Source organism: Ruminococcus sp., assembly GCF_019417665.1.
GTDB lineage: Bacteria > Bacillota > Clostridia > Oscillospirales > Ruminococcaceae > Ruminococcus_C.
Map to the genome: position 1 here is coordinate 37,090 of NZ_DXUU01000017.1, position 15,235 is coordinate 52,324.

11 protein-coding genes and 1 tRNA gene are annotated in these 15,235 nt (G+C 43.6%); 4 read left to right on the plus strand and 8 right to left on the minus strand.

Annotation, left to right across the window (positions count from 1 at the left end):
- The first annotated feature begins 31 nt into the window (after positions 1 to 31).
- The gene (locus tag QZ375_RS06315) at positions 32 to 2,143 is read left to right on the plus strand and encodes a dockerin type I repeat-containing protein (RefSeq protein WP_295216938.1); all 2,112 of its coding nucleotides are present in this window, start codon (positions 32 to 34) and stop codon (positions 2,141 to 2,143) included.
- A 307-nt stretch (positions 2,144 to 2,450) separates the two neighbouring features.
- Here the strand turns inward: QZ375_RS06315 and QZ375_RS06320 are convergent.
- A tRNA-Arg gene (locus QZ375_RS06320) sits at positions 2,451 to 2,527 on the minus strand.
- Positions 2,528 to 2,701: 174 nt separating this feature from the next.
- Here QZ375_RS06320 and QZ375_RS06325 point away from each other — a divergent pair.
- On the plus strand, positions 2,702 to 3,274 hold the full coding sequence (locus QZ375_RS06325; RefSeq protein ID WP_295216942.1) for a hypothetical protein: 573 nt from the start codon (positions 2,702 to 2,704) through the stop codon (positions 3,272 to 3,274).
- Here QZ375_RS06325 and QZ375_RS06330 read toward each other — a convergent pair.
- The 3 genes from QZ375_RS06330 to QZ375_RS06340 all read right to left on the minus strand — a co-directional run bounded on the left by QZ375_RS06330 (position 3,271) and on the right by QZ375_RS06340 (position 5,725).
- Positions 3,271 to 3,582, minus strand: coding sequence for a hypothetical protein (locus QZ375_RS06330; RefSeq protein WP_295216946.1), 312 nt, complete (start codon positions 3,580 to 3,582; stop codon positions 3,271 to 3,273). The two genes, QZ375_RS06325 and QZ375_RS06330, sit on opposite strands and share 4 nt — an antisense overlap.
- 122 nt (positions 3,583 to 3,704) lie before the next feature.
- Positions 3,705 to 4,820 carry a stage II sporulation protein P gene (locus tag QZ375_RS06335; RefSeq protein ID WP_295216951.1) on the minus strand — a complete coding sequence of 372 codons (1,116 nt, stop codon included), beginning with the start codon at positions 4,818 to 4,820 and terminating at the stop codon, positions 3,705 to 3,707.
- A 29-nt stretch (positions 4,821 to 4,849) separates the two neighbouring features.
- A complete protein-coding gene (locus tag QZ375_RS06340) occupies positions 4,850 to 5,725 on the minus strand; it encodes a polysaccharide deacetylase family protein (protein ID WP_295216955.1) in 876 nt (291 codons plus the stop codon).
- Between the two features lie 347 nt (positions 5,726 to 6,072).
- Here QZ375_RS06340 and QZ375_RS06345 point away from each other — a divergent pair, with 347 nt between their 5' ends.
- Positions 6,073 to 7,890 (plus strand): O-antigen ligase family protein, encoded by a 1,818-nt coding sequence (locus QZ375_RS06345; RefSeq protein WP_295216958.1) that lies wholly within the window; start codon positions 6,073 to 6,075, stop codon positions 7,888 to 7,890.
- A 22-nt stretch (positions 7,891 to 7,912) separates the two neighbouring features.
- The gene (locus tag QZ375_RS06350; RefSeq protein WP_295216960.1) at positions 7,913 to 9,529 is read left to right on the plus strand and encodes a dockerin type I repeat-containing protein; all 1,617 of its coding nucleotides are present in this window, start codon (positions 7,913 to 7,915) and stop codon (positions 9,527 to 9,529) included.
- A gap of 574 nt (positions 9,530 to 10,103) precedes the next feature.
- Here QZ375_RS06350 and QZ375_RS06355 read toward each other — a convergent pair.
- The 4 genes from QZ375_RS06355 to QZ375_RS06370 form a co-directional block, all read right to left on the minus strand.
- Positions 10,104 to 11,141, minus strand: a complete 1,038-nt coding sequence (locus QZ375_RS06355; RefSeq protein WP_295216964.1) for an acyltransferase — start codon at positions 11,139 to 11,141, stop codon at positions 10,104 to 10,106.
- Positions 11,141 to 11,944 carry a hypothetical protein gene (locus QZ375_RS06360; protein WP_295216966.1) on the minus strand — a complete coding sequence of 268 codons (804 nt, stop codon included), beginning with the start codon at positions 11,942 to 11,944 and terminating at the stop codon, positions 11,141 to 11,143. The genes QZ375_RS06355 and QZ375_RS06360 overlap by 1 nt, the downstream gene beginning before the upstream one ends.
- 292 nt (positions 11,945 to 12,236) lie before the next feature.
- Positions 12,237 to 13,841: a transglutaminase domain-containing protein gene (locus tag QZ375_RS06365; RefSeq protein ID WP_295216969.1), complete on the minus strand. Its 1,605-nt coding sequence runs from the start codon at positions 13,839 to 13,841 to the stop codon at positions 12,237 to 12,239.
- 116 nt (positions 13,842 to 13,957) lie between these two features.
- Positions 13,958 to 14,761, minus strand: a complete 804-nt coding sequence (locus tag QZ375_RS06370) for a hypothetical protein (protein ID WP_295216972.1) — start codon at positions 14,759 to 14,761, stop codon at positions 13,958 to 13,960.
- Positions 14,762 to 15,235 lie beyond the last annotated feature (474 nt).

A 15,235-nucleotide genomic window follows, 5' to 3' on the forward strand; every position in this document is an offset into this window, starting at 1 on the left:
ACCAATGGCAATGCAGAAAGGAGAACCCCATATGAAAAAAACAATTGCAGTACTGACAATCTTTGCACTATTGACAAGTGCAGTACAATTTCCCGTTCTTGCGGCAGAGTCGGAAAGTGAAGCAATTCCTTTTGACGTGCCGGATACTTATGAGGAAACAGTGGATTTTCTGAACAATTACGGCAATATCTACGTGCAGGGAGAATATATCTGCTTCTGCGGAGATTTTACAGAATTTCCTGGCGTAGAGAACAGCTTTTTGTCTGAAAATTCTACTGCGGCGTTTGAGATCATGTCGGAGGAATCCTATAAAGTCTATGGTATGGCAGACGGCTGGCACCATAGTGTGATGATATTCCAGGTGAAATCTGCCGGTACGCTGGACTTCACCTGGACAGAGGATACTTCAATCATGCAGAATGAACCTGTTGGCACCTATGCCAAGGAGGTTTACCATTTTACCTTTTCCGTAGATGACCAGCTTCAGATCACGGAGACAGATTTGTTTGCTTTCGTTCCTGACAGCATTGAAGAAGCGGTATCGTTTGAAGCAAAAACCGGCGGTATTTCCGTGGAGAATGGCTATGTGATCTACTGCAAAAGCTGTTGTATGGACGGCGGCTATCAGGTATTTCTGGATACGGCACTTTGTTCTGTAGGCTATGAAATGGTGTACGAGAATACGATTTCCCAGAGATATGATGAGTCGATGATGTATGATATTGATGAAGGGTATGTGCCGCCTGCCGGAGGAACTGTCTATGTTGTTCAGGTGCTGAAACCGACAGCCACCGGCTATCTGAAAGTTGCTTGGCGGCAGCAACGGGATTGGGAAGAAGAACCGATTGAAAACATTGAAAAAACATTTTTGGTGTATCCGACGGTTTCGGACATTACGGATATTACAGAAACCGGGCTGACCACACGTGTCAGAGCGGTGGACTATTACACCGGAGAAAATATGCCGGATGTGACACTGGGTCTATTCAGCGGTTCTGCGGGTGGTCTTACTACTGATGATGAGTGTATTCCACCGCTTCTGACTTGGAATAGCAGTGATGAACCGGAATATATGGTTGATTATTTCAATTCGGAGCTTATTCCCGAGAAGTACTACATTGAAATTGTCTCCATGCCAGATAACTACAATATTATGGTGAATCAGACGAGATGGTCTTTAAACGGGCAGGAACAGATTCTGATCGAGCTTGCTACAGATGAGGAAATCGAAGTTGGTTTCACTTTGGGCGATGTAAACGACGACGGTGAGCTTACCACTGCCGATGTGGTAACGCTGCAAAAATGGCTGCTTGGGACTGGCAAACTGCCAAAGTGGAGAGCCGCAGATATGAATGATGATAAAACCATCAATGGCTTTGACCTTGCTCTGTTGAAAGCGGCATTGCTGGAAAAGACCGTGCCAGCTGAAATTGATGTGAACAGTCTGACAGAAGAGGATATCCTCAGTCTTACGGATGGTGAGGTGACGGCGCTTTACGATATGCTGGAGGCAGGGAAACTGCAAAATACAACATACAGCTATCCATTCCCGGAGGGATTTGACCCCAATGGTTCGGACTTTGTGGCATATCGCTATCGTACTGATGATGGAAACTTTTTGTATGCTTCTGCGGAAACAGACGAGGAAGCGGAGGCTTTTGCGCAGGAATTCTTCGTTCCAGAAAATGATAGCTATTCCTTTCAAGGCTGCGAAAAGGTTTATTCCGATGAAAATTTCTGGATCTATCGTTCCTATTACAGCAATCCGAAGGTGCTGAATAAGCCCTATTATGTCATCATCTATAACAAGAACTACTATGATATGACTACTGGACAGCTGCACTTTGCGCTGAATGAAGAAAATCTTCTGGAGTTTCTGTCCATACGGGGGATTAGCTATAATCTGAAATCATTCTGTACAGAAACAGAGGAACAGATCACATTGAGTTTCTATAGTGTTGGCTACGTAATTGCAGGTGACTGGGGCATCAATGATGGTATTGTGATCCAGAAAACCAGCATTACAGTGGATAAAGCCACCGGAACTTTCAAAAAGTCCACGAATGAAACAGTAAAAGCTGTGGAACTTCCTGGTACGGCTAAGGATATAGATAACTGGGGAATTGCAGAAGAAACAACCTGAGCATTCCATAAATTGTTCATAAGGCGTCAGTAATGTTCCAACTGTGCGCTTTAGATATGTGACAAATTATTGTGTAATGTAAGTATGTCGAAATCTCGTTCCAATGATGATATGTCACAAAAAACCACCTGAGGGATCAAAATTATCTCTCAGGTGGTTCTTCTTTGAAAAATATCTGTTAATAAGCTCCTCGCCGTTCAAAATTGTTGTGCTATCTGTTATGAAATACCAATAAAATCGACTTTAAATGAAAAAACCGCATAATGATGCGGTTTTGAAGTGGAACATCTTTTTTGATCCACGAATATGGTACGCCTGATGCGATTCGAACGCACGACCTTCAGAGTCGGAGTCTGACACTCTATCCAGCTGAGCTACAGGCGCATATTTGATATCAGATGAAAACTGCACAAAAAACTTGATACATTCATGTGAGACGCTGATTTTTTGGAAAATCACCTGATGACTATATTATTATAGCATATCCTCTTGAAAAATGCAAGGGGTTGTGCTATAATAAATCAGGAAATTCGAAAAAAATTTTCAGAGGTGAAAAAAATGCAAGAATATTTGTTCGTAATTCTAAGCCAGACCGGTACAAATGTTGCTCGATTTATTAAAAATTTCACAAAAAAGCCATACAACCATGCTTCGGTTGCCGTGGATCTGACATTAGAAGAGATCTACAGTTTCTGCCGTACCTATCGTCGATTTCCTTTGCCAGCGACATTCAATCGAGAAATTATTGGAGAGGGGACATTCGGAAGGTTTTTGATGATTCCCTGCGAGATCTATGCCATTCCGGTCTCCTCTGATTCAAAACAAGAGTTTTTGCAATATTTAGAGCACTTCAAGTTTTATCGTTCCAGGTACTCCTATAATCTGTTGGGTTTGTGTACCACATTTCTGCATATTCGCTGGACAAGACATAATAAGCTGCATTGTGCTGAATTTGTAGCCAGACTGCTTCAGCATACCGGTGTGGAACTAGAAAAACAACCTTCGCTTTATACGCCAGACGATCTGCGATATATTCCCAACGCCATGCTGGTTTATCGTGGTGAGTTGAATTGCTTTTATGCCATGCGTGAGCAGAACCTGTTTCTGCGTCGTCTGGATACAGTGGTTTAGCTTGAAAACAATAGCTGCCACAAACTGATGGCGCAGTTTCCGGCAATGCCCGGCAGTGTGCTGACCCAGAGATACAGGTCTTCGTTCCATTCCGGAAGTTCCCATTCGAGCGATGTATCTGCCAGGGAGAGCGAAACGGTATTGTCTGGCTGCATGGACAACTGTGCCATGACTACCTGTTCATGGGAAAGTCGGTTGTAAGAGCGTGTGCTTACCAGCAAAAAACCCCAGAGAAATCCACACAGCAATAAATACAATAAAACCGAAATGCAGAGATATTTCCAGTTTTTTTTCGTTTGGGCCTTCATGAAATGTGTCCTTTCTTTTGATAGGGATTGCTGCAATCAGTCAAAATGAAACAGAAAAACGGTGTGATGCGGACATCGCTCCGTTAATTGGATTTTTGCTGTTCTTGCAACAGCTTTTTTGTCTATTTTTGCAGCTTTAACAGCGCCTGCGCTAGAGCTTTTCCTACAAGTTCTCCAGCGTATTGGGCTTGTTCCAGTGTATTTCCGTGAGTGCCAATTTCCAGCAGGAGGCTTCCAGTGGTCAGATCCTGGTTGTACTTGCGATAGTCAAAGAGAATCGGACGTGTCAGTCCTGGATACATGCCCTCCATACTACTCTGAAGCTGACAGGCGAAGTGAAAATTCTCCAGATATTTGGGCATATCCATTGTCCCGTCGTCACAACCGGAGATGATCATGACCTGTGCAGATTCCTTTCCGTCGATTTCCACTACAGGCTGTGCCAGTGTATTACCGTCCTGGATGGCATCCCGGTGGATATCCAGCACCACGCAGATCGTGGGATGCTCTTCCAGGATCTTCTTGACTGTTTCTGCGCTTCGTTCGTAGGAACCGTTATAAGATGGGTAATCATGGATAGTCGTGTCGTGAATGGCGGTGATACCAACTGCCTCCAGCTGTTCTGTAATAGCATCTCCCACAGATACCATATTATACGCTGGGTCAGTGGTGCGGTAGTTGAAATTTGGATCATAGTTGGAGCGAACATATGGCTCAAAGGATTCTGTAGTATGGGTGTGCATGATCAGTACCTGGGGTTCACCATTTGTTTCAATGGTAAAGGACGGCGCTTTTGTGCTTTCAGAAATCAATTCATTGTTGGAGATGCTGGTTTTATTCTGTACCTGTCCGGCTGTAAAAAGACTGAAAAAGCGTGTGCCGGAATAGATACCGTAGGAGGTGCGTTTGACTGTGGTGTCTGCGCTGAGATTCCAACTGGTGGGATAGGGCTTATCGCCAGGCTCGGCAGAGGGCGATATAGATACATTGGCAGTTTCTATGTCGGAAGGTGCAGTTTCTTCCTCCCAGCCAAACCCGTCAGATGCTACATTCCATGTGACTGTATCCTCTTGGTCATACCAGGGGTCTGTGTTGGCGTGGATGGATTCCGATTGAAAGGCAGCGGAAGAATGTACCTCGCTGCTGCTGCGCTGTAACACAGCTGTCACCGGGAGGATTGCCATGGCTGCGAAAAAGCAGACCAATGTCCATTTTCGACGTCTGTGACGTCTGCGCATATGTATCATCTCCTGTTATGGAATTCATATTATCTGTTGCTTTCGGATATAGCACGTGACATATACTGTTCTGTGCTGCAATTTCCTGGACGGTTGTAGCGGCTGAGCCCGTACAGACAGGATGGATCTCGTGTGATGAAATTCGGCTTTTCCAGACAGGTTAACGTAATGCGAAATCCGCACTCTTTCAGTACCGGCTTGCTTTCTTTACTGATAAACCCATACGGATAGGCGAAGATCATGGGCTGCATCTGTAGTTCCTCCTGAAAGCGGGACTGTAACAGGGAAACATCCCCATATAAAATGGAATGGTATGTTTCCTCGGACTCCCATTCCAGCTTTGCGCAGCCCTTTCGCTGGTCATTGGAATGCATATCATATGTATGGCTGCCTAGTTCAATGTGTTCGGATTCTTGTAATTGACGCAGATCATCCCAGGTTAGGTAGGAGTATACATCGTTGTGGGGTGCATCCGGTGCATACACATCGGTGAACACTCCCACAATGGAAATCACAGCACACATATCGTATTCTTCTAGTATGGGCAGAGCGATACTCATATTGTTGTAAAAGCCATCATCAAAAGTTAGCATGATGGGCTTTGATGGCATAGAACCATTTCCTTCAGTATAAGCGATGAGTTCTGCTGCGGAAACGGTTTTATAGCCATGTTCGTGAAGATATTGCAGGTCTTGGCGGAATGTTTCTGGCGAGATACAATAATCTGTCTCTGGCATATCTGTGACGCTGTGATACATCAGTATGGGAAGTGTCACGCCGCCGGTGCTGTCTACGGCTGCAAAATGCTGCTTGCCGGCATGTGTCAACAGGAGCGCTGCCAAGATCAATGCCAGATCAAATGCGGTATAGCGGAGAAATCGGCGGATATTCCAGCTGTGATACATAGCTCTGCCTCCCTCATGATATTACAGGCTTTTTCTTGTTCTTTTCTATCCTATGCAGGTTTGCACAGAAACAGAACGTTACTTTACAATATGCTGTTGACATCCATTTTTATAGTTTTCAATCGTTTTTTGTCAAAGTGCACAGAAAATTTTAAAAGGCATAGGAAAATTTTAAGATATATTCAATGCTCGTGTGTTATACTATATTTATAGTATAAAAGATTTAGGTCTCCGCAGTATCTGTTTGAAATGCGGATAAAAATACATTGACTTTTCCGTTGTTTTCCATTATAATATTAGCTGGAGCAATGTGAATCAATTTATGACAAGTGGAAAGGTGTATGTGTATGGAAAAGAAACAGGGAAGAACACCCGTCAGGGTGTCCGTTTCGCCCTGGAAGCTGACGCTTCCTGGAAAAATTTTGATATTCTGCGTCTGCTTATTGCCGTTTCTGACAAGACGCATAGAGGTTTCCGTTTCGGATGCGGTGCGTAGTGCGTATTACCTCAGTGCAGGCACAACCAGTGACTTTGAACAGCTTTTTCGAGAGATCGGTTTACTGATCATTGCGGCAGCGGCAGTTATCTGGTTCTGCTATGAACAACTGACTATGCGTCCAAAACGAGCTTTGCCTGTGACAAGGATCACAGCGGTAATGTTTCTCTTTCTGGGAATTTATCTGCTGCTGGGTCTGCTGTCGTCGCTTCTGTCAGAGTATCGCTCTGAAACATGGCTCGGCATCTATATGTTGTATGAGGGCTATTTTGCCTTGGTGGGTTATGCGGTGATCTTTGCGGCGGCATGGTACTGGATCGATCGGGAAGAAGTGGTGCAGTTTGTAAAAAACTGTCTGACCGGTCTTGCCATAGTCATCGGTATTCTGGCACTGCTGGAACAGAGCGGTATCTGCTATTATAACAATTATCTGGTGCAGCTCCTGGGTAACCTGGGGGGGACTGTGGGTATAGCGGAAACTGTTGTACTGACCTTCGGTAATGCGGACTATATGGGCATGTATTGCGCCATGCTGTTGCCGTTGACGGTTTCTATGATTTCCCGTGAGGCATCTATGAAGCGGATGGTGGTGCAGATTATGGCGGCGGTACTTCTGGGGGCAGCGCTGCTGCTGACAAAGGTCATAAATGCCATTTTGCTGGGATTCGGCATGACGCTGGTACTGCTTGTTGTCTGGGCATTTCATAGCAGTTGGAAACGCATGGCAAAACTCAGCTTCTGTGGTGTGATCATTGCCACAGTGATCGCCGGTGGATGTGGATTTGTTGGTACAAGAAGCGGCGATACGCTGACGGAAAAGCTGCGGCATACCATGATCGGTATGGAACAGGAAGATACCTTTCAGCTGCTTTCTCTTGATCTGGATGGGAATACGATTATCCTTGAGAATGCAGATACCGTATTTACTGTGGAGGCCTCCGGGGAACTGCTTTCGACAGAAACCCTGACGTTTACCTGTAATGGAATCACTGTAGCACCTCAGATGAGCATAGATGGCATGTGCAGTTTTGCAGAACCGGAGTTGGAACACTGTCAGGTGCAGATCCTGACGGATCGGCTGCAATTTCAGCTGGGCTATGCAACGCCGGTGGAGACTGTACGTGAACCAGATGGCTGGCATGTGATCAGTATCGGCGGCGGTATTCTGGCAGATGTGCCAAAGGTCAGCGAGTCGAAAACGCTTCAGAAATGTTATCCTTACCTTAACGGACGTGTCTTTGTGTGGGCGAATACGATTTCTGCTCTGAAAGATTGCTGGTTCGTGGGACATGGTGCAGCGACTACGATCTTCTATCTGAATCAGGAAGATCTTCCGGCACTTCTGAATATTTTCGGTACTTATGTTTTGTACAACAAGCCTCACAGCTGGTATCTGCAAATTGCTCAGGATACAGGAATCTTGTCCCTAGTCATGATACTGGGAATGCTTGTTTTGTACACAGTCTGCGGATTCCGTAAGACATTTTCGAGAGGGTCAAAATGGAATGCGTTTCGTGCTGGTCTATTTTTTTCCGTTCTGACATATTGCCTGACAGCAGTATTAAGTGATAGCCTGATCTATCATGCTCCCATGTTCTGGTTCCTTTTTGGTATGAGTTGGCGTGAAATGATGGTGGGTGCGGAACAGACAGAGAAAGAAGATCTCTGAACTGGGAAAAGAGGTTGTTTTTATGAAAAAACAAATGACAAAATTTACGGGCGTTGTGCTGGCTGTCGTTATAACAGCGGTATCTCTTCCGATGAATGCGGCATATGCAGATAATCCGGCATCGGACAACTATGAAATGTCGATCCTGACTGCGGATACCAAAAAGGAAGTTGTGTCGATCTCTTCGCTGGATACAGCAGAACGAGATGTGACGATCACAGTGGGCGTATATATTTCATCGGAACAGTGGAGTGAGGAGGATTATATTGAGATCGCCTCGGCAAATTGGGCGGCGAGTGATCCGTCATATATTTCATTCAGCAACATTCTGGATCTTACGGCGACCCAGGAACAGCGCAGCATTCCCTATAGCGGCGGAACATATCTTTCCCGCTATGAGTCATATTGTCTGCTCAATGTGGTAGAGAGTAAAAAGTACGGTCTTAGGGAACTGAGCCGCCCCATCAGTGTTACTACGACGGAACGTGCCTATGACCCTGTCTTTGGTGCTGAGATTTATCAAGCAGGCAAGAATCAGGTGAAGTTTTCCTTCTCTTATTACGAAACTTATGCGGATATGGAAGCCGATGTTGCGGACAATTCCAAAGGCCGCATGAAGCAGCAGGAATGCCTGTGCGATGTCAAGTATAACAATGATGGTTCTGCCTATTACGAGTACAGCTATGTGCGGCAGGACACCTATGAAACAGATACTGCTATCGGCTATCTGCCAGCATATGATCCGACTCTTCCAGAGGGAGAAGTTGTTCCCGGTATGTCGGATTATTTCCTCTGGATGTACAGCGGTTCTTCGGCCACCAGCTTTTTCGGCGAATCTTCTGATGAATTCCCTTTGGTGACATTTGATATTACTTTAAAGCAGGGAACACCGGACGGCATGTATACAGTGGATTTCCCCACGGATACATACAAGACATTTCTATCTGGTAAGGAATCTAAAACGCATTTTCCGGCTTCTGCCAATGGCCTTACCATTATTGTAGATGAAAATGCACCTCGTATGACGGAACCGCCGGTTACTACAACACAGCCGCCGGAAACTACTACAGAAGTCAGCGAAACCACTGCTTCTATTTCAGAAGACACTGATATTTCGTCTGACACACAGACGACAATGAGCACTGCACAGACACAGACTACCACCAAGGCAAAGTTACAGCCGGTGTTCCTCAATTCTAATGAGACTATCTATGTAGATGAACTGTACGAGTTGGATCTGTTCAATACTTCTTCTGACGATCAGATCGCTTGGATTTCTGCGGATCAGTCTGTTGCGGTCGTAGAGGATACCCTGGGTGCTATTTCATGGATTCTGGGAAAGAAACCTGGTATTACAACGATATATGCTGTTGTCGGCGGTAAAGCAATTTCATGCGAAATTACTGTGCTGGAACGAGACGTGCCCTTGTTGTATGGGGATGTAAATCAGGACAGCGGCATTGCATTAGATGATCTGGTTTACTTGTTCAAATACGTGACAGGGAGCGTCAAGCTGGATTATTATGGCAGGCGCAACGCAGATTGTAATGTGGATGCTATAGTTGACGGGAGTGATGCAATGGTATTGCAAAAGTTTCTAGTACGGATGCTGATCGAGCTTCCGTATAGTCAGGAATAAACCAAAGCCGCTGGTTCTGTAAGTGTAATCCCGAATGTAAAATGTAATTTTTGCTCACTTAGTCCGACTTTCGGTGAATGTGCAAAAGTACCGAAAACGTTTGATATTTTGAGAAAATCAGCGTGAAAATAATAACGAATCAAAATGTCGTTTTGTACGTGAATAACAAACCTTCCAAATTATATAAAAAGAGCCTGTAAACCTCGTAAAGTCGATGTTTATAGGCTCTTTTTCCTTTTTTCAAATAATACGCTGATAACGAACCCTCAAAACTTGTAAGGTAAGTTGAATTTAGACAGGTATACATTTAGCATTTCATCAATCGAGGAAATGGCATCTTTTTTAGAGTGTACAATTCTGTGATATAATTGAACAGATGTTCATGATTAACATTCTTCCTGCTCCCGTCAACTTTTGGATAAAAGCATGACTGAAATTGAAGTCGCTCCAGCTTGTCTGTTAATGAATGAGAACTTGGCTTACAAACGCATTTACATAAAGTCGGCAATAGTCTGAGGATGTTCCTGAATCTGAATTGTCGAAGAAAAAACCACTGGGGATGATGAAACATTTCCTACAGCAATTTTTTGAGCCCCGGAATCTTCTTCAGAGCCCAAATACAGCCAAATGAAAGAATCGTCACCGCCAGAGCCAACAAGAACACCATCATTGTTCCACCATGTGCATATGGATTCCATTGCAAATAAACCAAGACAGCTTTGAGAAAAGCCATGTGTATAAGGTAAATTCCAAAAGAACAGGAATCAATTTGTTCTAAAATCCATTCTAACCAGTGAGGCGTTTTTGCTTTTTTTGCACGCATCAATCCAAAAATGCCAATTGATTGAAGAACAATGAGTGGGAAAGCGTAATTTGTCAGTAAATCAGAAAGTGATTTCAGCTGTAGTTTCTCGCTGAGGAATGTCAGAACAACAACTGAAATTGTTCCAATCACTGCAAAGACTATCTGAACCCAGCGAGGAATTTGCAGTAAACCGCAATATAATGCGTATCCCAGAAATAAATATAGCGGATAAACGCTGTAGACACAAATATAGAATGCTGTTTTTGTCTCAGTCAGTGTTTCCAGCATAGGCGAAATGGAGAGGAAAACCAAATATACACCGATGAGATAACAGGCATCCTTCCGATTTAGTGCCGCTGCAATTTTCCGATAAAATGGAAGAAGAAGGTACAGACCGATCATCAGATACAGATACCACAGATGCCTCCAACTTTTTCCGGTTGCTGCATTTTTTAAGCCAATGAAAATCGTTGATATCCGAAATGGTTCCTTTGCTGCAATGGTGTCCAGAATCTCAAACAGAACAGAAAACAGCAATAATGCGACAATCATGCGCAAAATATATTTTTGAAATAGCTTGCGGTAGGTAATGACCCGTGATTCATTCAATAGCAGCGTTCCAGTAATCATCACAAAACACGGCACCGCCCACATCATGAGGTTTCGCACAGTTAAAGCTATAATTTGTTCTGAAAAATTAGTTGTAAATGCACTTGCAGCATAAAAAGTATGTAAAAATACAATTGCAATACAAGCAAGTGCACGCAGTTCTGTTAAAAAAGTCAGTTTCTCTTGTTGCTTTTCCATCAATAAAATAGTCCCTCATCGCCCAGGCAGCCTGCATTTGGATCCTCTTGTGGAACGTCTTCTACAGATGGTACATCATTTTCAGGAACCTGTTCCGGCACATCTTCATAAACAGGCGCTTCATAGTTGCTTGCCTGATCTTGCTGTGCGGCAGCTTCTTCAACTGCACGCTGTTGTTCTTCTGCTTCTTTTTGTGCAGCAATTTCTTCTATCAAATCCAGTTCTTCTTCTTTGGTGCTGATCTCTATGCCGGACTCCAAGGATGTATATACCAGAAATGCAACGGAATCCTCTGATTTTATCTGACCGGATTCCATATCATCGAATGGGAACTGGTGCAGTTCTGCTGTTGTTCCCTCTTCAAATGTCAGAAGAACGGTGTATGTTGCATCCGCTGCGTCATCAGTTCCCTCCGAAGAATCTGCCGTATTATAGTACAGAACTCGTTCCTCTTTTTCCAAAAAAACATCATTTTCGCCTAGCAGATTGTCTGAAAAGTTTTCCTGGGAATCTTTTTTGATGGAAACCCCTGTAATGGATTGCCCGGTTGCATTTATCAGATGCACTGCAAAAACAGTATCGCCTTCTGCCGGATCACCAATTGATTTCAAAACCTCCTCTGGTTCTGTTGTTGTGGCAATTGCAGTGGTTTCTGTTGCTGCTTCAGTGGTTTCTGCTGTTGTTTCTGCTGCCGTTTCTGTGGAACTTTCGCTTGTGTTCGTTTCGTCGGCGCATCCGGTCAGTAAAAAAACGGATGCAATGCCCAAAATCGTCAATGTTAAAACCAATTTTCTTTGTTTCACTTTAATATTCCCCTTTGCATAATTTTGTTTTTTGAGCGAAAACAACTATATCAATAGCTGTTGTACCCTCAATTACCTGTTTTCATATCAATTCTTTTGCAATGTCAGCCTGTCAGCTTAGAAGTTCTGTCCAGGAAACATCATTTCCCACAGAATGCTTTGTGTAGTACAGGAGAATGTAGTAGGCATCCATTGGTGGTAATTGCGCTTGTTGGAACACCCATGATACCGATCACTCCAGCGGTTATGACCGCCAACCTCTGTTTCCACTTTCCCATGTTACATACTCCCTTCAATCAACCATAACAGAACCCTTGACATATCGCCACGTGCCGGACTGACCATATGTGATCTGGTATCCATTCCGACCAGTTTCATTTGTAAAATCCGGATCAAAAACATATGTAACACCGTTCATGACGATTTCGACCCAAGAATGTGGTCCTAATCCGCCGCTTCTCAGTGGAACACGTCCGGAAATCTGCTTTGCATCATAGCCTAAATTTCGTGCCATTTCACAGAATGTTGCAGCCATGACATAACAGTTTCCTTTTAAGTTCGTAAATCCATAGTCAGCATACCATTTTGTACCCGGAGAAGCCGTATCAGGCATGTAAGCATTATGTCCATAGTATTTCAAGCTTGCCGCCCAATCGAAAGCACGCTTCAGGTCATGTCCGATCCGATTTAAAACCGCAGTTGCCAGCGGATAAGGATCTTTTACTGCAACACCATCAGCACCGATATGATATCCATCTTTTGTTGTATTGACCAGCATTACACCATTTGATTGGAAGAAATACATTTTTTTATCAATGGTCTTCCACCCAGTCTGCATGATGCCATTGCTGTCCATATAATAGGTTCCTGTTCCAAGGGTTAAAAATCCCGTCTGCATGACGCCATTGCTATCGAAATAATAATTGTTTCCGCCAATGGTTTGCCAACTTTTTACCATTTGTCCCTGGGAATTCAGATAATAAGTAGATGTACCTTGCTTCAGAAAACCGGTCTGCATCATTCCATTCGAATCGAAGTAATAACTGTGATCCGATATTTTCTGCCACCCTGTCAGCATTATGCCAGATGCGGAAAAATAATACTTTTTCCCGGAAATCGTCTGCCAGCCTGTCATCCGGATGCCGGAATCATTGAAGTAATATGTGCTGTTTTCAATGTTCTGAAGGCCAGTTTGCATTTGACTGGACTCATCAAAATAATAGGTCTTTCCGTTTTCAGTAAGCCATCCGCAGACCGGTGTTCCGTCCGTATCATAATAAGAAACGGTTTGATCGGAAAAAGTACAGAATCCAAGCTGCTGATACCCGTAGGTATCATCCATAAGGTAGCGATCTCCATCCAGGATCAATTCTCCAACCTGTTTTCCGTTTGTTTCATCTGCATAATAACGCTTATCGCAGTAATCGATCCAGCCACTTAAAACTTCGCCGGTTTCCGGAGAATAATATCGTCTCACACCATCTATAGTCCGCCAGCCTGTTTTCTGCATACCAGTATAATCAAAAAGATAAGGCATTCCATCGATTTCTTGTACATCGATGGCTGCTTCTCCTGTTGTTGGATCATAATAATGACGATTTCCGTCTACAATTTGCCATCCGGTTTGCTGAAAGCCGTCTGCATCCATCACGTATACAATGTGATTTACAGAAATAACACCAGTGAGGTATCCATCATTTGTCTGAAAATATTTTCTTCCTCCGTCAACTTCTTTCCATCCGGGTTCAGAAGTTTCTGTTGCAGGTGTAAGTGTTGTGACGGATGTTGCAGTCAATGGTGTTTCTTCCGAAGCAGAAGCAGTCGTGGAAAGCAGGAACATACCCATGAAAACAGCTGCAAACGGAAGTAACAGACAAATTTTACGAATGCACTTCATAATCAGACTCCTTTTCTATCAAATTTTGTCACTTTTTATATTATACCGCAAATTATATGAAAAGTCAATCCAAATTTTGTGAATCATACGAATCAACAAGGGTGAACATGCCCTAATCATTGTAGTGTTTCCCAAGAAGGCGTACTGCCCACAGACGTCATGGCGTAGTATAAAAGAATGCGATAAGCATCATCTGCATTTATCAGAAGATTCTTTGTGGTATCCGCCGCAGAAAATGCTGCACTTTCTGCCAAGGGCGAAGTTCTATCTGTGAATTTTGCATCCAGTCCCACAGAAGCCTGTGCATAATACACCAATGCCAGATATGCGTCATCAGCATCGATCTGCGTATCTTCGTTAATATCACCCAGGGTATAAGGGATATACTCCAGGCTGATGTCAACTGCACCATACCATATCCCGTCAACTGCCGAGGCAGGTGTGGCAACCGCAATTGCCGTCTGCACAGCAGTTGCCACGGAAGTGACATTCCAGTCATACTGCGTTCTGGAAATCTCCAAGGAAAATCCAGGATCGGGAACCAGCTGTTCTGACTGGGTATAAGCACAGCCGGTGTCCTTTTCGTCCAGCACCGTAATCGTAAAAGAAGAATCGTATGTCGATGTATCCAGATCATACTCACAGCTGTCAAGGGTAAAAGCATATGTGCCTTCCTCTTCCAGAAGTGTGTTGTAATATAAAATGTTGCCGTCAAGAGTATCCTTTTCAATTTTCACACGAATCGCACGGCCTCCCTGTACGGTGACGTTCAGGATACCGGCAGTATCGGTCAGGTATTTACTGGGCTTAATTGTGATCACAGTTTCCATATCTTCCGCCCATACAGCTGATGACAATATCGAGCTTGTGAGCATGGCAGTGGCAGTTGCTAGTGCCAGATGATGAGTTATCCTTTTCATGATGTTTTCCTCCCAATAATATAGATTTCGTATTGTTTTTCCATTAACCAAAAGAGGGAAGATGTGATAAAATAGGAGTTATAGTAGTTGAGGTAAAGAAATATGCTGCAAACTTATTTTGAAACATTAACAGACAAACGTCAAACGGGGAAAGTAAACCACAATTTGCTGGAAATTGCGGTAATGATCATTTTTGCAGTTCGGACGTCCGATTAATATAACCATTTGAAACAGCATTTTGTGACATCTACACTTTTTATCCGACGCAGTAAATCAATATTAATGTTTAATTGATTAATATGTTATGCTGAAAGAGCATTCGAAAACCAGCTAAAGTTCGGTAGAATAAAAGCAATAAAACCCAGAAAGGGAAATGATAGCGGCAAATTCTTTAACAGGTTGATATGGGATTAGTATCATTAATGGGCATCTCTAAAAACCCCCTATACAAACAGAGAAAAACCTAGTATAATA